This window comes from Loktanella sp. R86503 (genome assembly GCF_042466455.1).
Taxonomy (GTDB): domain Bacteria; phylum Pseudomonadota; class Alphaproteobacteria; order Rhodobacterales; family Rhodobacteraceae; genus Loktanella.
On record NZ_JAXHCI010000002.1, the window covers coordinates 2,795,342 to 2,815,302 of the forward strand.

The following is a 19,961-nucleotide window of genomic DNA, read 5'->3' on the forward strand; positions in this document are numbered from 1 at the left end:
ATCACGGGTGCCAGCCCGCAGGACCTTCCGAACAGCAAGGAGCACCTGAAGTGCCATCTTTTTCAACGACGCTTGAGCAGTCCATTCACGGCGCGCTGGCCTTGGCCAACGCCCGCCGCCACGAACTTGCCACGCTGGAGCATTTGCTGCTGGCGCTGATCGACGAACCGGACGCTGCCCGCGTCATGCAGGCGTGTTCCGTCAATCTGGACGAGTTGCGTAAAGACCTTGAAGATTTTATCAGCGACGATCTGTCGACGCTGGAAACCGATGTCGACGGATCCGAAGCGGTGCCAACGGCCGCCTTTCAACGTGTGATCCAGCGTGCTGCGATCCATGTGCAGTCATCCGGCCGCACCGAAGTCACAGGCGCGAATGTGCTTGTTGCGATCTTTGCCGAACGCGAAAGCAACGCCGCCTACTTCCTGCAGGAACAGGACATGACGCGCTATGACGCCGTCAACTTTATCGCGCATGGCGTTGCCAAGGACCCGGCCTTTGGCGAAAGCCGCCCCATCAGCGGCAGCCCGCAGCCCGATGACGACGAAAGCGTCACCGACGGCGACAAAAAGGAATCCGCACTGGCGAAATATTGCGTCGATCTGAACGAAAAGGCTGGCAAGGGCGACCTTGATCCACTGATCGGCCGCGCTCACGAAGTCGAACGCTGTATTCAGGTCCTGTGCCGTCGTCGCAAAAACAACCCGCTTCTGGTGGGCGACCCCGGCGTTGGCAAAACCGCCATTGCCGAAGGTTTGGCGTACAAAATCGTGTCGAAAGAAGTGCCCGAAGTTCTGTCCAAGGCAACTATCTACAGCCTTGATATGGGTGCTCTGCTGGCCGGTACGCGCTATCGCGGTGATTTCGAAGAACGCCTGAAGGCCGTGATGACCGAAATGGAAAACCACAAGGACGCGGTTTTGTTCATCGACGAAATCCATACCATCATTGGCGCCGGTGCCACATCCGGCGGTGCGATGGATGCGTCCAATCTGCTGAAACCCGCGCTGCAAGGCGGCAAGCTGCGCTGCATGGGATCGACCACATACAAAGAATTCCGCCAGCACTTTGAAAAGGACCGCGCACTGTCGCGCAGGTTCCAGAAAATCGACGTCAACGAACCCTCGGTAGAAGATGCCGTCAAAATTCTTAAGGGACTCAAGCCCTATTTCGAAGAGCATCACAGCGTCAAATATACCGCCGACGCCATCAAGGCGGCTGTGGAACTGTCCGCGCGTTACATCAATGACCGCAAATTGCCGGACAAGGCGATCGACGTCATTGACGAGGCAGGTGCATCGCAGCAATTGCTGCCCGATTCCAAGCGTCGCAAGACCCTTGGCATCAAAGAGATCGAGGCTGTCGTCGCCAAAATTGCCCGCATCCCGCCCAAAAACGTCAGTAAGGACGATGCAGAGGTGCTGAAGGATCTTGAAGGTTCGCTCAAGCGCGTGGTGTTCGGCCAGGACAAGGCGATCGAGGCCCTGTCGTCCGCCATTAAACTGTCCCGTGCGGGTCTGCGCGAGCCGGAAAAGCCGATTGGCAACTACCTGTTCGCAGGCCCGACCGGTGTGGGCAAGACAGAAGTTGCAAAGCAACTGGCCGATACGCTGGGTGTTGAATTGATCCGCTTTGACATGTCCGAATACATGGAAAAGCACGCTGTTTCGCGGCTGATCGGTGCGCCTCCGGGCTATGTCGGCTTTGATCAGGGCGGTATGCTGACCGACGGCGTTGATCAGAACCCGCATTGTGTCTTGTTGCTGGACGAGATGGAGAAGGCGCACCCTGACGTCTATAACATCCTGCTGCAGGTGATGGACCACGGGAAACTGACCGACCATAACGGCCGGACAACCGACTTCCGCAATGTGATCCTGATCATGACCTCGAACGCTGGTGCCTCTGAAATTGGCAAGAACGCCATGGGCTTTGGCCGCGAATCCCGCGAGGGAGAGGACATGGCCGCAATCGAACGGATCTTTACGCCGGAATTCCGCAACCGACTGGATGCGATCATCAGCTTCGGTGCCCTACCGCAAGAGGTGATCATGAAAGTGGTCGAAAAGTTCGTGCTTCAGCTTGAGGCGCAATTGATCGACCGCAACGTCCACATCGAACTGACGCCCGCCGCTGCCGAATGGCTTGGCAAGAAAGGCTATGATGTCAAAATGGGTGCGCGCCCACTGGGCCGCGTCATTCAGGAACACATCAAAAAGCCGCTGGCCGAAGAGTTGTTGTTTGGCAAACTGACCAAAGGCGGTCTGGTCAAGGTCGGCGTCAAGGGCAAGGAACTGGAACTGAAATTCGAAGCACCTGAACAGGGCCGTATTTCCGGCAAGAAGCCACCACTGCTTACGGCTGAATGATTCGTCTGATCACGATGACGACCCTATCCCTCGCAACCACATCGGTTGCGGGGGATATTCTTTTGATCCCGCCGATCGACTGCGATTTGACACAGACCTGCTATATCCAGCAGACCGTGGACCACGACCCCGGCCCCGGTGCGCAGGATTTCCAGTGCGGCAGCCTGAGTTATGACGGGCATGAGGGAACCGACTTTGCGCTGCCAACTCTTGCGATGCAGGCGGCGGGCGTCGATGTCTTTGCCGCTGCCTCGGGCACAGTGCGCGGCGTTTGCGATGATATGGCTGACATATTGCAAGGCTCCCCCGGCGCGCCGGATGTGTCGTCCCGCGAATGTGGCAATGGCATTGTCGTCAGCCACGGTGACGGCTGGGAAACGCAGTATTGCCATTTGAAACAGGGCTCTGTCACGGTGCAAACCGGGCAGATCGTCACCACGGGGCAGGTGCTGGGCCAAGTCGGGCTATCAGGTGCAACCCAGTTCCCCCATGTGCATTTATCGGTGCGCAAGGATGGTGACGTCGTCGATCCCTTTGCGCCGGATGCGCCGAACGTCTGCGGTGAAACGTCGGAAAAGGCGCTTTGGACGGCAGACGTCCCCTTCCCCGCTGGCGGATTAATTGTGGCGGGTTTCAGCGATGCCGTTCCAAATTATGCGTCGATTAAGGCAGGAACAGCCGGCCAGACCGGGATGGCCAAAACAGCTCCCGCGCTTGTCGTCTGGGGGCTAGCCTTTGGCGGGCGGTCAGGCGACCGAATGACACTAACCATCCGCGGCCCGAAGGGAGTAGTGTTTCAGGATACCCAAATCCTGGAACGCACACAGGCCCAACTGTTCCGCGCTGGCGGAAAGCGCACGCCGCCCGGCGGATGGCCCGCTGGCGATTATACCGGTACAATCGAATTGCGCCGGGGCGATGATCTGCTGGATGTGCTAGGCACGCAGGTTACATTGAATTAACGCTCTGTCAGCTTCAGCTCGATCCGCCGGTTCTGCGCCCGTGCCGCGGCAGTATTGGCGGGGTTCAGCGGCTGGAATTCTGCGAAACCGTTCGCAGACATCCGGTTCGGCGCAATTCCCAGCGTTTCCATATAACGCACGACCGACAAGGCACGCGCCTGCGACAATTCCCAGTTATCCGCAAAGATCCCGTTGCCCGACAGCGGCACATTATCCGTGTGCCCGTCCACGCGAATGATCCAGTCAATCGTGTCCGGAATATTGTCCGCGATCTGCCGCAGCAATCCGGCGACCTTTCCAATTTCCTCGCGCCCACGGTCCGACAATGTCGCATCACCGGTGCCGAACAGCACCTCGGAAGAGAATACAAATCGGTCGCCTGCAATCTGGACGCCGTCCAACCCTTCGACTAGCCCGCGCAGCTGCCCAAAGAAATCGGAACGGAATCGCTCTAAGTCCTGATTTGCGGCCTCAAGCCGCTGGCGTTCGCTTTCCTCCAGCGCGCGGCGGCGGCGTTCCTCTGCGGCCACACGCGCCAACGCGGTATTCAACTGCGCCCCTAGCTGTTCGATCTGCACCTGCGCATCCGATTCGTCACTTGCGCTGATGTCCAATAGCGACTGTAGCGTGCCAACCTGCTGACGCAGGGCTGCAACCTGTTCATTCAGCAAGGCAGTCTGACGCTGCGCCTCAAGGCTTTGGGCCTGCTCTGCCGTCAGTGCTGCTTGCGCTGCGGCAAGCAAGGCGGCCTGACGCTCTGCCTCGCTTAACGCCGCAGTCCGTCCCCCATCAACCGCATCCAGATCGGCCTGCAAAGCATCACGAGCGGCGTTGGCAGCGGCCAGCAATGTCAGCGTTTCCTCAGCTTCGCGACGCTGCGATTCCAGCGACAGTGTCAGAGCCGTCAATTCTGTATCTGCCCCTTCAAGCCGCTTGCGCAGGGCATCCACTGCTGCGGCATCGGCGAGTTGCGCCGCCTCCAGATCGCTGATTTGGCGGGTCTGATCGGCGGTCTGCGCCTCTAATGCGCCTGTCTGCGCCTGCAGGTCCGCCACCATCGCCTGCAAGGCTTCACGCCGCGCGGCTGCCAATCGTGCGGCTTCCGCCTGCGCATCAACCTCAGAGCGGGCAGCGGCCAGGGCCAATTCCTGCTGCTGCTGTTGCGTCATCAATTCCGTGTTCGTCGCCTCTAGTCCGGCGACCTGCGCCGACAGATCGGCACGTTGCGCCAGCAGGCCAGCGACCTGCGCCTCGAAACCGGTCACGCGGTTTTGCGCAGCCTGCAAGTCCGCGGCGACCTGATCCCGTTCTTCCAGCAGCAAGGCGATGCGGCTGGATTGCGCATCATTGTCCGCCGCCAGCGCGGTATTGGCCGTTTCCGCAATGCCAAGTGCACTGGTCAGGCTGGCCACCTGCCCTGCCAGATCGTCCAACTGACTTGCCTGACCGCTGATCGTTTCACGCAGAACAAACTGAATGACCATGAAAATCGTCAACACGAACATCAGCACCAGCAAAAGTCCGGTCATCGCATCCACGAAACCCGGCCATATGTTTGCGTTCATCCGCTGATTGCGCCGTGACAAGGCCATAGCTTAAAGGTCCCGCCGTGACTGTTTCACCGCGCGGGTCAGTGCAGCCAAATCGCTACGCAAATCAGCCAGCGTTTCCTGCCGTCCGGCTGCAACGTCTTCGGCCAGGCGCAACATTTGCGTGTCAATTGATCGCAGACGCATCCGGCTTTCAGCGTCCAGACCATCCACGCCGCCATCCTGCATCTGGGCAATTAACCGCTCTTGCCCCTCGGCGATCCGCGTCAGCAGGGCGACATCGGTGCCATTGCCGCGCTGCGTATCTACCAGTCGTTCAATCGTGCGGGTCAGCTGTGTCAGGTGATCATCCGCTTGGCCCCGCGTCCGCTCTGCCTGCTCGAACATACCGCGCATCGTATCCAGCTGTGCGCCCATATGCTCGGCAAAGGCCTGCATCATCGCACTATCCTCGCCGCCCGCCCCGTCGTCACCGCTGGCAAAGCCAAGCCGCGTGATCGTAGAGAGCCACTCTTCCAACTCGCGGTAAAAACGGTTCTGCCCATGTCCGGCGAACAGTTCCAGCAAGCCGACGATCAGCGATCCAGCCAGACCCAGCAAGGATGAAGAGAACGCCGTACCCATGCCGCCCAATTGGCTTTCCAACCCCTGCTGCAACCGGCCAAAGATATCGGCACCGCTTTCGCCATCAGCGGGATTCAGCGACCGGATTGTATCGACCAGCGCAGGCACGGTGGTCGCCAAACCATAAAATGTCCCTAAAAGACCAAGGAAAATTAACGTACTGCCCAAATAACGGGTCATCTCTCGATCTTCGTCGATGCGCTGCGCGACGGAGTCCTGGATCGACGTTGCGGCTGTCGACGAAATCTGCATTCGCGTGCCGCGCGATCGCAGCAACGTGGCAAGCGGTGCCAACAGGGACGGCGCAATCGTCATTCGGTGCCCGACGCGATTGGTGGCGAACCCCTCGATCCACTCAACCGATTTCATCAACTGCCAAACCTGCGCAAAGGTCGAAGCAACCCCAAGGACGAAAACAACCAGTATAAGGCCGTTCAGATAAGGGTTGGACAGAAAGATCAGCCGCATTTCGGCAAAGCCCAGATACAGCCCCGCCCCCACCAGGCCCAAGGCGATCAGCATCGATGTAATCTGGCGCACGGGCTGCGAAAATTGCGGTGGCACGTCCGGTCTGTTGGAATCCGTCACGTCAGGCTGTCCTGTCTTGTCAATTGACCGCAGCCTAAGGGGCCTGCGGACCAAACGTAAATGGTTAATCCGCGCCGCCCAGCGCCTGCACCCGCGCCGTCAACCAACGCATGTCAGGGTCGATAATCCCCATATCATCCAGATGCGCCGACGTCCGAAACAGATACTCTGGGTTGGGGCCACGTCCGCCCGTACTGCGCGCGATCATCTGCGCCTGCGTTTCCAGATCCAGCTGCACATATTGTTCATGATCCGGATCAATCACATAGGCCACGGCATCAAGCGGTCCGTCTTCGGTCTGCAGGGTCACCATGCGTTCCACGTAAGCGGAAGATACCAATTCGCGTTCACGCAGCATTTGCAGGACGTCGTCAGCCTCTGCCTCATCTGCCTGCAATACCATTCCGGTGCACTGCCCGCCCGGCACCGCATCCAGCGCCAAGACCAGCCCCGGCAATTCTGGCGTGCCGCGATGGTGAATCGACAACATGCAAAAGCTGCGGTGATAGTCATGCAATACTGCACGCCGCGCCGCAGCCGGTGTGAAACCGGGGTTCCACAGCAGCGATCCATACCCGAAAACCCACAAGCTCATGTGACTGGTCCTTTTCCTTGCGCACCTATAAACGCAGGGCCAGCCGAATACGAGGGGTCTGTCATGAAGCAGCTGTTGTTCATCGTCCTGGCGCTCTCTGCGATTTACGCGGGCGTCTGGTTCTTCGCTGCGCGCGGCCTGGACCGCGGATTGCAAGCCGGATTGGACGCAGCAACGACGCAAGGCTGGGCGATTAAAACGGAAAGTCTGAAAACCGGCGGCTTTCCCTCTCGGTTCGACGTGACCGCCCGAAACCTTTCGGTGACATCCCCTGACGGCGGTCTGACCTGGCAAACCCCTTGGGTGCAGACAGCCGCCCTGTCCTACCGGCCGAACAAGGTCATTGCGACATTTGCACCGCAGCACACCCTGCAAATTGGCCGTCAGAGCCTTGCGGTAACTGCGGACAGTTTGCGGGCCAATGTCGATGTTGCTGCCAATACGGCCCTGAGCTTTGACAGCATGACGGCTGAAGGTCAGAATCTGACGTTAACCTCTGACACTGGCTGGTCCGTGCAAACGGCACGCACTTTGGTCGCACTTCGCAACCTTGCGCCCCAGGCAAACACCTACGAGACTTATATCAATCTGACAGACGCGGCCATACAGCCAGCCCTGCAGATCTATCCCAAGGGTTCGGCGCAGGTAGTGATGGATGCGACGCTGACCCTTGACCGCCCGATTGACCGCTTGGCGTTCATGCCAGCCCGCCCCCTGATCACCAACGCGATGCTTAATAGCATAGAGGCAACGTGGGGCGATATCCGCTTGACCGGCAGCGGATCAGTCACTGTTGACACCGCCGGCCACCCCACCGGCCGAATTGATCTAAAAGCGCAGGGCTGGCTGACCGCCGTGGATCTGCTTGCCAATCTTGGCGTGATCGCGCCGGGATCGGTTCAAACGGTCAAGACATTCGTTGGCATGCTTGCCACCGACGGAACAGTCACCTTGCCGCTAACCTTTGCAAACGGGGCAATGGCGCTTGGGCCGGTCCCGCTGGGACCAGCCCCGATATTGCGCCTTCCCTAAAGCGCAGCCGCACGGCGGGCTTCGATCGCAAGCCAAATCTTTTCTGCGATATTGGTCCCGTCAAACCGCTCCAGCTCTTGAATACCGGTCGGAGAAGTGACGTTGATTTCTGTCAGCCAGTCACCAATGACATCAATACCCACGAAAACCTGACCTTTTTCACGCAGCAGTGGCCCGATCCGGGCGCAGATTTCGCGGTCACGATCTGTCAACGCGACCTTTTCGGGCCGCCCGCCAACGTGCATGTTTGATCTGGTTTCCCCCGCCGCCGGCACACGGTTGATTGCACCGACAGGCTCCCCATCAACAAGTATGACCCGCTTGTCGCCCTTGGACACAGCGGGCAAAAACTTTTGCATAATCAACGGCTCGCGATTAATCCCTGCAAATAGTTCATGCAGCGACGCAAGATTGCCGTCACCCTGCGCCAGCTTGAAAACACCGGCCCCGCCATTGCCATACAATGGTTTTAGTATGACATCACCATGCGTTGCACGAAAGCTGCGCAACGTGTCGAGATCACGCGCAACCATAGTGGGCGGCGTTAAATCAGGAAACTGCAATACCAACAGCTTTTCCGGGTAATTTCGCACCCAGAAAGGGTCATTCACCACCAGCGTTGTCTTGCGGATCATGTCCAGCAAGTGCGTCGTCGTAATATAACCCATGTCAAAAGGTGGATCCTGACGCAGCCAGACGACGTCAAATGTTGCCAAATCAACTTCGACCTCTTGCGCCAGGGTGTAGTGATTACCCTTTTCGCGGCGTACCGTTAGGGGCCAGCCACGCGCGGTAATCCGGCCTTCATTGAACGCCAATTTGTCGGGCGTGTAGTAAAACAGGTCATGGCCCCGGGCCTGCGCCTCTTCGGCGATGCGAAATGTGCTGTCTGCATCAATATTGATTGGACCAATCGGGTCCATCTGGATCGCAACTTTCAATGTCATGGCTTGGCCCTTTGGATCAGATTTCCACCCGATATGGCGCCGCATTACCTGTTGCGCAATGGCGGGTCACCATCCGCCAAAAGCATTTGCAATGACCTGAACCTGTCCAGATTGATCAACGGTCGCAACGTCGAAACGCATGGGCGTCAGTGATCCGCGTGGTTCACGCCCGACAAACTCCGATGCTGCCATGCAGATACGATCCATCTGGCGCCGGGTTACACGCTCTGCCGCCCGTCCATGCGTCCGACTTTTCTTAACTTCGATGAACACGACCGAATCGCCGTCACGCATGATCAAATCGATTTCGCCACCTTGCCCACGCCAGCGACGCGCCGCCTCTGCGCATCCGCGCTGTACGTAACTACGCGCGACCACATCCTCTGCAGCCAAACCCGCCAAGTAATTGGCCCGGCTGCGGTGCTGCATGCCATTGCTTGCCCGCTTGTCTAGATCTGTGCATGTCATGGTTTACATCCCTAACTATCCTTATTCTCAAGCCCCAGCGCCGTTTGGTAAACCTGCCGCCGCGGCAGCCCCAACGCGCCGGCGACAGCAGTGGCCGCGTCCTTTACTCGCATCGACTTCATGGCGTCCCGCAATGCCGTTTCCACATCCACCTCTTCAATCGTTTCAGCACCGGCACGGCCAATCAGGACGACAATCTCTCCTTTCACGGTGCGGCCTTCATATGCGCGCGCAAGCGATCCCAAGGTTCCCTTTGATACTTCCTCGAACTTTTTGGTCAGTTCCCGGCACACTACCGCAGACCGACCTTCTCCCAATATCTCGCAGGCTTGAGCTAACATTCCATGAACGCGTTTGGGCGATTCATAAAATACAAGTGTGAATGGCAAATCCCGCAGTTCCGCAAGCTGGGTGGCCCGTTGCGCCTGCGCGGCCGATAAAAAGCCGACAAAGGCAAACCGGTCCGTCGGCAATCCGGCGACCGCCAGCGCCGTCAGCACGGCAGAGGCGCCGGGCGCAGCGGTCACAGGCAAACCCGCCGCTTGCACGGCAAGCGCCAGTTCATACCCGGGGTCCGCGATCAACGGTGTACCCGCCTCGGATACGCAGGCCACAGACTTGCCCTGTGCAATGGCCTCGACGAACCGATTGACTGACCCTTCTCCGCTATGGTCGTGAAATGCAATGACCGGCCGCTTGCCAAGAGGGACCCCGTGAATTTCCAGCAGCTTGCGTGCTGTGCGCGTATCTTCAGCGGCGATCACATCGCAACTTGCCAAAATATCCAGTGCCCGCAGCGTAATGTCCCGAGCCGATCCAATCGGAGTGGCAACAAGATACAGTCCGGCAGCCAATGGTTTAATCTCGTGATTCATGCCTAGACCCCTGCGTGCGCTGCTTTATGATACCCGAGCCTTGAACCATGGGGCGGAACAGGCGTGAGGACAACGCCAGTCGCACCCTGAGGCCCGAAAAACAAGAGGATGCCGCCGATGACTGCCATGCTGCCCCAAGCGACGACCCCGAATCTGCGCCGATGGGTCGCCCGCGCCACCGCGCTGTTTGCGTTTTTATGGATGGCGGCCTGCGTCGCGGTTCCCATGAACGATGCGACCGATACGGGCGTCGCCATTGATCCGAGCGCCCCGGTCCAGGTTGCCCTGCTTGTCCCTGGCGGTTCTGGCGATTCGAACGATGCTGCGCTGGCTCGCAACCTCGAAAACGCCGCGCGCATGGCGATGGCAGATCTTAACGGCGTCGAAATTGATCTGCGCGTATACAACAGCGGCGCAAATCCGGCCCAGGCGGCCAGTGTTGCGACGCAGGCCGTGGATGAAGGGGCAAAGATCATCATCGGCCCGCTTTACGGTGAAACCGTCAACCCGGTTGGCAATGCTGTCGCAGCCCGCAATATCAACGTGCTGGCCCTGTCGAACAACCCCACGGTTGCGGGCGGAAACGTCTTCGTGCTTGGTGCGACCTTCGATAACACAGCAAAACGCCTTGTCAGCTACGCCCGCCAGACCGGAGTCGAACGTTTCGGGATCGTCCATGCCAACGACCTTGGCGGTCAACTGGGCCGTGATGCCATTGTTGCAGCCGTGCAGGAAAACGGCGCACAGGTCGCCGGCGTCGGCAGCTATCCCTTGTCCCAGCAAGGTATCGTGACTGCAACGCCGCAGATTGCCGAAACACTGAAAGCCGCCGGCGCACAGGCCGTGTTCCTGACTGCGGGTGCGAATGCCGACCTGCCCCTGATTGCCACATCCCTGCCAGAGGCCGGAATCAACCCGGATGTGACACGCTATATCGGCCTGACAAACTGGGCCGCCGCGCCACAGGCGCTGGCGTTGCCGGGTGTTCAGGGCGGCCTGTTCACTGTACCCGACCGCGGCATGGTCGCGAACTTCGAATCGCGCTACCGCGCGACCTACAACAGCGATCCGCACCCGCTTGCCGGCCTTGCCTATGACGGCATCGCCGCTATCGGTGCGCTGGTTGCCACCGGCAACCGGAATGCGCTGACCAAATCCGCCCTGACAACACGCCAAGGGTTTCAGGGCACCAACGGCATCTTCCGTTTGCTGCCAAACGGCTTGAACGAACGCGGCCTTGCGGTCGCGACTGTCCGCGGCAATCAAATGGTCATCCTGCAGAACGCGCCGCGCAGTTTTAGCCGGTCGGGCAGCTAATTGGACGAGCAAGTTAATTGAATAGCCTACAAAACGACGCAGCGCCGGAGGATCTGATCCTTCCGGCGCTGCAAATCTTTGACGCCCCCGCTATGCAGGCGGCGCTGGACGCGGCCAGTCAGACCGCAGCAGATGACAAGGCGCTGCGCGCGGCTGCCGTCGGTCTGCTGAAAAATGCACAGGCCGCTGGCCGTGCAGCCATCAAAGACGCCTTCGAGGTGCAGCCCTTTCGCGCCGGCCCCACGACCCGCGCCTATAGCTGGCTGACCGACCAGATCTTGATCACGGTTCTGGACCTTGCCCGCAACCGCCTGCATCCCCTATCGAACCCCACCGACGGCGAACGCCTGTCTGTCATCGCTGTGGGTGGCTATGGCCGCGGCGAAATGGCACCTCATTCCGACGTCGACCTGTTGTTCCTGACCCCCTACAAAATGACCCCATGGGCCGAAAGCGTGATTGAATCCACGCTCTACATGCTTTGGGATCTGAAGATGAAAGTCGGCCACGCCAGCCGCACCATCAAGGATTGCCTGCGCCTTGCAGAAGAAGACTACACTATTCGCACCTCGCTGGTTGAATACCGCTATCTGACCGGCGATGCCGCCCTGGCCGAACAACTGGGCAAAAGGCTGTGGACCGAGCTTTTCAAATCCACGGCCCCCGACTTTATCGACGCCAAGCTAGAGGAACGCGCCCAGCGCCACCGCAAGCAAGGCGGCCAGCGCTACATGGTCGAACCCAACGTGAAAGAGGGAAAAGGCGGGCTGCGCGACCTGCAATCGCTGTACTGGATCGGCAAATATATCCACGGCGTGCGCGATGCGTCCGAACTGGTGCGCCACAAGGTTTTCACCCAAGAAGAATACGAAGCATTCCGCGCCGCGCATGAATTCCTGTGGGCTGTGCGCTGCCACTTGCACCTGATCGCCAACCGCGCGCAGGACCAGCTGACCTTTGACATGCAGGTCGCCGTGGCCGATGCAATGGGCTATGCCGATGGCGGCGGACGGCGCGGCGTTGAACACTTTATGCAGGCCTACTTCCGCCATGCAACGATGGTCGGCGACTTGACCCGGATCTTTCTTGTGGCGCAAGAACGCAGCCACGCCAAATCCGCGCCGATGCTGGAACGCCTGCTGAAACGCAAACCCAAGACTAAGCCCCCTTATGCCATCAAACAGAACCGCCTGACCGTATCAGGTCCGAAATCCTTTCTTGCCGATCCGCTGAACCTTTTGCGCATCTTCGAGGAGTCCATGCGCACCGGTACCTTGATGCATCCCGATGCCATGCGCCTGATTGCGGGAAACTTGCACCTGATCGACGATCAGATGCGCAGCGATCCGGATGCCAATAAGCTGTTTCTTGGCCTGCTGCTGAAACACGGCAACCCCGAACGGTCCCTGCGGCGCATGAACGAACTTGGCGTGCTGGCCGCATTCCTGCCCGACTTTGCCCCGATCGTCGCGATGATGCAGTTCAACATGTATCACCACTACACCGTGGACGAACACACGATCCAATGCATCAGCCACCTCTCTCAGATCGAGCGAGGCGAGCTGATCGAAGCGCTCCCTCTCGCCTCTGGGATCCTCAAGGATGGTGTGAACCGCAAGGTGCTTTATGTCGCCCTGCTGTTGCATGACATCGGTAAGGGCCGGCCAGAGGATCATTCCATCCTAGGCGCGCAGATTGCGCGCCGCGTCTGCCCGCGCCTTGGCCTGTCGAAAAAGGAAACCGAAACTGTCGAATGGCTGATCCGCTATCACCTGCTGATGTCCGACACTGCGCAAAAGCGCGATATTTCCGAACCGCGTACCATTCGCGGTTTTGCAAAGGCTGTGAAATCCGTTGAACGGCTGGACTTGCTGACCGTGCTGACCGTCTGCGACATTCGCGGTGTCGGCCCCGGTACGTGGAACAACTGGAAAGCCGTGCTGCTACGCAACCTGCACGCGGCCACCCGCTCTGCCCTTGATAACGGGCTGGAAGATGTGAACCGCGAAACCCGCGAAACCGTTGCCAAACGGTCACTCCGCGATACGCTGGCCGGATGGGACCCCGCGGACATCAAAAAGGAAATGGGTCGCCACTATGGCCCCTATTGGCAGGGGCTGCCCCCCGCGACCCACGTCATCTTTGCCGACCTTCTGCGGAATATTCCAGACGATGAAATCCGCATCGACCTCATGCCCGACACTGACCGCGACGCGACCCGCGCTTGTTTTGCCATGGTCGATCATCCCGGCCTGTTTTCCCGCATGACCGGCGCACTGGCCTTGGTCGGCGCAAACATTGTGGATGCACGCACCTATACCTCCAAGGACGGCTACGCGACTGCCGTCTTCTGGATACAGGATGCTGACGGTCACCCGTTCGAGGAAACCCGTCTGCCCCGCCTGCGCAACATGATCCACAAGACGCTGATGGGCGAAGTCGTGCCGCGCGATGCCTTGGCCGACCGCGACAAACTGCCCAAGCGCATGCGCGCCTTCCGCGTGCCGACAAATATTACCTTCGACAACGAAGGGTCGGAAATCTATACCATCATCGAAGTCGATACCCGTGACCGGGCTGGTCTGCTGTTCGACCTGACACGCACACTGGCCAATGCCCATGTCTACATCGCCTCTGCCGTGATCGCGACCTACGGGGAACAGGCCGTCGATACCTTTTATGTAAAAGACCTGACCGGCCTGAAATTCCACAGCGAAAGCAAACGGCAGAGCCTTGAAAAGCGCCTGAGAGAAGCCATTGACCGCGGCACGGAACGGGCGCACACGTGACGCCGCAATCTTAGGGGCCAAACCATGAAACCGATCCGCCTGATGTCCGGCTTTTTCACCGTTGGCATCTGGACGCTGCTTAGCCGTGTCATGGGCTTTGCACGCGATATCATGATCGCAGGCTACCTTGGCACCGGCCCCGTGGCCGAGGCATTTCTCGTCGCCTTCTCTCTGCCCAACCTCTTTCGCCGCTTCTTCGCCGAAGGTGCATTCAACATGGCCTTTATCCCCATGTTCTCGAAAAAAGTAGAAGGCGGCGACGGCGCAGAGGAGTTTGCCCAGGATGCCTTTGTCGGCATGGCCGTCATTCTGACATTCTTCACTATCCTTGGCATCGTTTTTATGCCCCTGCTGGTGACAGCCATGGCATCGGGCTTTCGCGGCGACGAACGCTTTGATCTGGCGGTGGAATATGGCCGCTACGCTTTTCCTTATATCCTATTCATATCTCTCGCCGCACTGTTGTCCGGCGTGCTTAATGCAACGGGCCGCTTCATGGCGGCCGCCGCTGCGCCGGTGTTGCTGAACATCATCTTCATTCTGGCCATCATCGTTGCCGCCGCGCTTGGCCGCCCGCTCAGCGATACCCTCGGCGTCAGCCTCGATCAGGCCCTTGGCCTGCGCGTCGGCGATTCCCTTGCCCTGTCGGTGCCCTTCGCAGGCTTTGTGCAAATGGCAGTCGTCTGGTGGGCTGCCGCCCGCGCCGGCTATCCACTGCGGCTCAAGCGCCCCCGCATAACGCCGGAACTCAAACGCCTCGCCATCATCGCCGCACCGGCCGCGCTGGCAGGGGGCGTGGTGCAGATCAACCTGCTGGTTGGCCGCCAGGTTGCCAGTTTCTTCGAAGGCGCCGTCGCTTGGCTAAACTACGCAGACCGCCTGTACCAACTGCCCCTTGGCGTTGTCGGCATCGCCATCGGCGTCGTGTTGCTGCCCGACCTGTCCCGCCGTCTGCGCGGCGGTGACACAGCCGGCGGGCGCGATGCCTTTAACCGCGCCTCCGAACTCAGCCTCGCCCTGACGGTGCCTGCCGCCGTCGCTCTGATCGTCATCCCAATGCCGCTGACATCCGTACTGTTCCAACGGGGTGCCTTTACAGTCGATGATACCGCGGCCACCGCCCTGACTGTAGCGGTCTACGGCCTTGGCCTACCGGCCTTCGTGCTGCAAAAGACATTGCAACCACTGTTCTTCGCCCGCGAAGACACCCGCAGCCCATTCAAATACGCACTCGCGGCGATGGTTCTGAACCTTGTTTTGGCGATTGGCCTGGCACCCTTCATCGGCTTCATCGCCGCCGCCCTTGGCACGACCATGACCGGCTGGGCCATGGTCGTTATGCTCTGGCGCGGGTCTCGTGATATGGGCGAAGCCGCCACGCTCGACGACCGTTTCAAAACACGCATCTGGCGCATCATCATTGCATCGGGCGGCATGGGCGTGACCCTGTGGATCAGCCAGATTATCCTTGGCCCGTGTTTCGGCATGGCGGGCCTGCGCTACATTGCACTCAGCGCCCTCGTCGCAATGGGCATCATCAGCTACTTTGCCATCGGTCAAGCCATCGGGGCCTTCAAACTCCACGAATTCCGCCGCGCCCTGCGCCGCTGATCCCTTTCATCTGGCCAAGTAAACTCCCGCCGGAGGCACCGAAGCTTACCGCTGGCGCAGCCGGTACAGCAAGGCAGCCCAGCCGCCCGGTGCCAGTACGATTGACGCTGCAAAACCAGCAACGAAGCCCGCCAATTCAGCAATCCACATCGGGCTGGACCCGAAAATCAGGCCAAAGACCAGCTGCAGTCCCAACAGAAACCCGATCAGCCGGAAGGCCGCGATCTGGTTTTCACCGGCCTGCCCAAGCCGTAGCCACAGGATATAGGTGAAGGCCCCGATCAGACCGTAAACTGCAGGCCAAACCCCATAAAGCGGCACCGGCCCGGTCACGAAAACACCGTAAGCCAGGGCACCCACCAGCGTACCAACAACAAAAACTGCCAAAGTGGCTGCGCCGGAAAACACATCTCCCACGAACTTGCCCAATGCCAGCAGCAAGGCGACGCCGAATAGCGCGTCGGTAAAACTGCCATGAACAAAGGCATAGGTCAAAAACCGCTTCAACAGCTCTGGGCTGGTATCGCCGCGGGTCCAGACATAGTCCCAGACCGCCGGGGAAAACGCATAATTATTCAGCGCCGCAATCCGCCAGCCGATCGCGCCGGGTCCGCCCACCACCCCCGTGGCACCCGCGCTTAGTGTCAGCTCGATCGCGGCGACAATGACCACCAGTACAATGACGACCGGCGGGATGGTGTTAAATGGACTTTCAAAAGGAGCGGGATCGTGGCTCATAACAATTAAGACCTTGGAAATGGCGGACAGCAGAGGTGGCCACCTGTTGTTGAAGTTCGCGTGCGGCTCTGGCATGGGTATGCCACCCTGCCCCCTGTGACCACCCCGGATGATCCTATGACCAAAGCGACCTTTACCCCCCGCGTCTTTTCAGGCATCAAACCGTCTGGCGGCCTGACCCTTGGCAACTACCTTGGTGCAATCAAGCGCTTTGTCGGTATGCAAGGCGAGATGGAGACGATGTATTGCGTCGTCGATCTGCATGCGATCACGGTCTGGCAGGACCCGGCAGAATTAAGCCACGCCACCCGCGAAGTCGCTGCGGGCTACCTCGCTGCCGGTCTGGACCCCGCCCAATCGATCCTGTTCAACCAGTCGCGGGTAAGCCAGCACGCAGAACTTGGCTGGATCTTTAACTGCGTTGCCCGCGTCGGCTGGATGAACCGCATGACCCAGTTCAAGGACAAGGCCGGATCGGGTGCGGAAAAGGTATCGCTTGGCCTTTACGCCTACCCTTCCCTGATGGCCGCCGACATTTTGCTGTATCATGCAACGCATGTGCCCGTGGGCGAGGATCAGAAACAACACGTCGAACTGACACGCGACATCGCGAACAAGTTTAACCACGACTTCAAGGTCGATTTCTTTCCCGAAACGATTCCCGTGATAGACGGCCCTGCCACGCGCGTCATGAACCTGCGTGACGGCACTAAAAAGATGTCAAAATCCGGCGAGTCCGACATGGAGCGCATCAACATGCGCGACAACGCGGACACGATCGCTAAGAAGTTCAAGAAGGCCAAGACTGACCCGGAGCCGCTGCCAGACACCCTCGATGGTCTGAAAGACCGACCCGAGGCGCGCAATCTGGTCGATATCTACGCCGCCCTGTCCGATACGACGTCAGAGGCTGTGATAGGCGAATATGCCGGCGCTGGCTGGGGCCGCTTCAAACCCGCGCTGGCTGATTTGGCCGTCGATAAACTTGCCCCGATTTCGGATGAAATGACGCGCCTGATGGACGATCCGGCCGAAATTGACCGCATCCTTGCAGACGGGGCCGAACGCGCCCGCGCCATCGCCTCGCCGATTTTGGCTAAAACCTATGATATCGTTGGCTTGCTACGCTGAGTTTGGCGCTGGCCGATTTTTCGCCGAAGAATTGGAAAAGCGAAGCTGCCTTTGGCAGCTGCCTCCGGCGGGGATATTTTCGACCAGAAGAAGGGCGGACATCGCTGCGGCCTGACGCTGCGCCTGTGTCATAAAACTGTGTCCCATTGCGGCCAAGGTCACCTTGCAGTTCCCCGGCTGCATTCCCAATGGGCCGCACCCTGTCCCGAAAGCGGCCTTGGGGCGGCGCATTCCCCAGCGGATGCGCCGCCTTTACCCCGAGGGTCCTGTTGCATACTGTGCCGCCAACGTTTCCCGAAAGGCGCAGTCATGGCAACCGGCACCCAAATTACCACCTATTTCGAAGGTCGCTGGCACGACAGTGACCTGGCTGTCATGCGCGCGGCGGACCATGGGTCATGGCTTGGCACGACAGTGTTTGACGGCGCACGCTATGCCCATGGCGTAGTGCCTGATCTGGCCGCCCATTGCGCCCGCGTGAATCGATCCGCCGAGGCCCTGATGATCACGCCCACCGTCGCTGCCGATGACATGGTGCAAATCGTTCGCGAAGGTCTGGCGCGTTATGACCGCGGCACAGCCGTCTATATCCGTCCGATGTACTGGGCGCTTGATGGCGGCGATCTGGGGATCGTTCCCCGCGAAAATTCTACCGGTTTTGCCATCAGCCTAGAGGCAATTCCGATGGCTCCTGCCGGGGCCAGCACCACGCTCACCACGACCCGGTTCCGCCGCCCCGTGATGGAAGACAATGTCGTCAATGCCAAAGCCGGCTGCCTTTACCCCAATAACGCCCGCATGTTGGCAGAAGCGCGGGCCAAGGGCTTTGGCAACGCGCTTGTCGCCGATGCCATGGGCAATGTTGCCGAAACCGCCAGTGCCAATGTGTTCATGGTGCGCGGCGGGGTTGTCTTTACGCCTATCCCCAACGGCACGTTTCTGGCCGGGATCACCCGTGCGCGGCACATCAAGAATCTGCGTTCTGAAGGTGTCGATGTGCGCGAAACGGTTCTGACCTTTGACGATTTCCGCAGCGCCGACGAAGTCTTTCTGTCTGGCAATATGATGAAGGTCACCCCCGTCAGCGCCTTTGACGATGTGCGGTACAACAGCGGCCCTGTCACCGACCGTGTGCGGCAGATGTATTGGGACTGGGCTGCGTCCGAAACACTGTAACCGTTGCCAGCGCGCCGCTGATCCTGCACGATGCGCGAAACAAGGGGGACACCATGCGCAAGTTTCTGGTCGTGCTGGATGACAGCCGCGAATGTCTGAATGCCATGCGTTACGCAGCGATGCGCGCATCCAAGACAGGCGCGGGCGTGACTGTGTTGTCGATTATCCCGCCGGACGAATTCAATCACTGGATCGGCGTCGGAGAAATTTTTCGCGAAGAAGCCCGCGAGCGGATCGAAGTCCATTTCGAGGTTTTCGCCAAATGGATGCGTGACCGGCAAAACGTGAACCCGGAGCTTGTCATTCGCGAAGGCGAACCCGTACCAGAAATTCTGGCCCAGATTACCGAAGATCCCGCCATTGGTGTGCTTGTCCTTGGGGCCAGCACCGACAACAAGGGCCCCGGTCCATTAATCAACGCGCTGTCGCGGCAGGCCGGCACCCTACCGATCCCCATCACGATCGTCCCGGGCGATCTGTCCAAGGAAAAGCTGGAAGCCATCACCTGAAATAGGTTAGAATGATTCCAAACCTTGACGAAAGTGCCGACAGGGCGCATATCTGATACCTGACAAAAAAGGACGGTTTTCATGTTTATCCAGACCGAATCAACACCAAACCCTGCGACGCTCAAGTTCCTGCCGGGTCAGACCGTGCTGGATATGGGCACTGCCGATTTCCCGACCCCTGACGCTGCAGGCTCGAGTCCGTTAGCGCAGCGCCTTTTCGCCGTAGACGGTGTCGAAGGCGTGTTCTTTGGCATGGATTTCGTGACGATCACCAAGGCTGACGCCGTCGATTGGGACCATATCAAGCCGGCTCTGCTGGGTGCGATCATGGAACACTACCAGTCCGGCCAGCCGGTCATGGGTGCGGACCATACACCTGCGTCAGGTCATGCGGCGCACGACGGCGAGGATGGCGCGATTGTGGAGCAGATCAAGGAATTGCTTGATACCCGCGTGCGGCCCGCCGTGGCTCAGGACGGGGGCGACATTACGTTCCACGGCTTTGAACGCGGTGTTGTGTATTTGCACATGCAAGGGGCCTGTGCCGGATGCCCGTCATCCACGCTGACCCTGAAAATGGGTATCGAAAACCTGTTGCGCCATTACATCCCCGAAGTCACCGAAGTCCGCCCCGTCGCGGCCTAAGCCGTCGCGGTCGGTTAGAATGCGCAAAGGCCCGG

Annotated in this window: 17 protein-coding genes; 10 read left to right on the forward strand and 7 right to left on the reverse strand. The window is 59.5% G+C overall.

Annotation, left to right across the window (positions count from 1 at the left end; all coding sequences use genetic code 11):
- The first annotated feature begins 50 nt into the window (after positions 1-50).
- Both clpA and SJY10_RS14760 read left to right on the forward strand, forming a co-directional pair.
- Positions 51-2,369, forward strand: a complete 2,319-nt coding sequence (gene clpA, locus SJY10_RS14755; protein ID WP_386683984.1) for an ATP-dependent Clp protease ATP-binding subunit ClpA — start codon at positions 51-53, stop codon at positions 2,367-2,369.
- Entirely contained in the window at positions 2,366-3,331 is a 966-nt protein-coding gene (locus SJY10_RS14760) for a M23 family metallopeptidase (protein ID WP_386683986.1), read from the forward strand. Before clpA ends, SJY10_RS14760 begins: the two co-directional genes overlap by 4 nt.
- On the opposite strand, the gene SJY10_RS14765 is transcribed toward SJY10_RS14760, so the two are convergent.
- From SJY10_RS14765 to SJY10_RS14775, 3 genes are all read right to left on the reverse strand, one after another.
- Positions 3,328-4,923, reverse strand: a complete 1,596-nt coding sequence (locus SJY10_RS14765) for a peptidoglycan -binding protein (protein ID WP_386683988.1) — start codon at positions 4,921-4,923, stop codon at positions 3,328-3,330. The genes SJY10_RS14760 and SJY10_RS14765 overlap by 4 nt on opposite strands.
- Before the next feature lie 3 nt (positions 4,924-4,926).
- On the reverse strand, positions 4,927-6,027 hold the full coding sequence (locus SJY10_RS14770) for a biopolymer transporter ExbB (RefSeq protein ID WP_386684719.1): 1,101 nt from the start codon (positions 6,025-6,027) through the stop codon (positions 4,927-4,929).
- 130 nt (positions 6,028-6,157) lie between these two features.
- Positions 6,158-6,688 (reverse strand): gamma-glutamylcyclotransferase, encoded by a 531-nt coding sequence (locus SJY10_RS14775; protein ID WP_386683990.1) that lies wholly within the window; start codon positions 6,686-6,688, stop codon positions 6,158-6,160.
- A 63-nt stretch (positions 6,689-6,751) separates the two neighbouring features.
- Between SJY10_RS14775 and SJY10_RS14780 the strand changes: the two genes are divergently transcribed.
- Entirely contained in the window at positions 6,752-7,720 is a 969-nt protein-coding gene (locus SJY10_RS14780) for a DUF2125 domain-containing protein (protein WP_386683992.1), read from the forward strand.
- Here SJY10_RS14780 and gshB read toward each other — a convergent pair.
- The 3 genes from gshB to rsmI form a co-directional block, all read right to left on the reverse strand.
- Positions 7,717-8,667 carry a glutathione synthase gene (gshB, locus tag SJY10_RS14785; RefSeq protein ID WP_386683994.1) on the reverse strand — a complete coding sequence of 317 codons (951 nt, stop codon included), beginning with the start codon at positions 8,665-8,667 and terminating at the stop codon, positions 7,717-7,719. The two genes, SJY10_RS14780 and gshB, sit on opposite strands and share 4 nt — an antisense overlap.
- Before the next feature lie 66 nt (positions 8,668-8,733).
- Positions 8,734-9,135 (reverse strand): YraN family protein, encoded by a 402-nt coding sequence (locus tag SJY10_RS14790; RefSeq protein ID WP_386683996.1) that lies wholly within the window; start codon positions 9,133-9,135, stop codon positions 8,734-8,736.
- An 11-nt stretch (positions 9,136-9,146) separates the two neighbouring features.
- The gene (gene rsmI, locus SJY10_RS14795; protein WP_386683998.1) at positions 9,147-10,010 is read right to left on the reverse strand and encodes a 16S rRNA (cytidine(1402)-2'-O)-methyltransferase; all 864 of its coding nucleotides are present in this window, start codon (positions 10,008-10,010) and stop codon (positions 9,147-9,149) included.
- 117 nt (positions 10,011-10,127) lie between these two features.
- Here rsmI and SJY10_RS14800 point away from each other — a divergent pair, with 117 nt between their 5' ends.
- Genes SJY10_RS14800 through murJ form a run of 3 tightly spaced genes read left to right on the forward strand, consistent with a single transcriptional unit; the run spans position 10,128 to position 15,727 of the window.
- Positions 10,128-11,327: a penicillin-binding protein activator gene (locus tag SJY10_RS14800; RefSeq protein ID WP_386684000.1), complete on the forward strand. Its 1,200-nt coding sequence runs from the start codon at positions 10,128-10,130 to the stop codon at positions 11,325-11,327.
- A 17-nt stretch (positions 11,328-11,344) separates the two neighbouring features.
- On the forward strand, positions 11,345-14,116 hold the full coding sequence (locus SJY10_RS14805) for a [protein-PII] uridylyltransferase (protein ID WP_386684003.1): 2,772 nt from the start codon (positions 11,345-11,347) through the stop codon (positions 14,114-14,116).
- A 24-nt stretch (positions 14,117-14,140) separates the two neighbouring features.
- The gene (gene murJ / locus SJY10_RS14810) at positions 14,141-15,727 is read left to right on the forward strand and encodes a murein biosynthesis integral membrane protein MurJ (RefSeq protein WP_386684005.1); all 1,587 of its coding nucleotides are present in this window, start codon (positions 14,141-14,143) and stop codon (positions 15,725-15,727) included.
- A gap of 45 nt (positions 15,728-15,772) precedes the next feature.
- Here murJ and SJY10_RS14815 read toward each other — a convergent pair whose 3' ends face one another.
- Positions 15,773-16,465, reverse strand: coding sequence for a rhomboid family intramembrane serine protease (locus tag SJY10_RS14815; protein ID WP_386684007.1), 693 nt, complete (start codon positions 16,463-16,465; stop codon positions 15,773-15,775).
- A 117-nt stretch (positions 16,466-16,582) separates the two neighbouring features.
- Between SJY10_RS14815 and trpS the strand changes: the two genes are divergently transcribed.
- From trpS to SJY10_RS14835, 4 genes are all read left to right on the forward strand, one after another.
- A complete protein-coding gene (gene trpS / locus SJY10_RS14820) occupies positions 16,583-17,596 on the forward strand; it encodes a tryptophan--tRNA ligase (protein WP_386684009.1) in 1,014 nt (337 codons plus the stop codon).
- Positions 17,597-17,905: 309 nt separating this feature from the next.
- Positions 17,906-18,772, forward strand: a complete 867-nt coding sequence (locus tag SJY10_RS14825; protein WP_386684011.1) for a branched-chain amino acid aminotransferase — start codon at positions 17,906-17,908, stop codon at positions 18,770-18,772.
- A 53-nt stretch (positions 18,773-18,825) separates the two neighbouring features.
- Positions 18,826-19,281 (forward strand): universal stress protein, encoded by a 456-nt coding sequence (locus SJY10_RS14830; RefSeq protein WP_386684013.1) that lies wholly within the window; start codon positions 18,826-18,828, stop codon positions 19,279-19,281.
- Positions 19,282-19,362: 81 nt separating this feature from the next.
- The gene (locus tag SJY10_RS14835) at positions 19,363-19,926 is read left to right on the forward strand and encodes a NifU family protein (RefSeq protein WP_386684015.1); all 564 of its coding nucleotides are present in this window, start codon (positions 19,363-19,365) and stop codon (positions 19,924-19,926) included.
- Positions 19,927-19,961 lie beyond the last annotated feature (35 nt).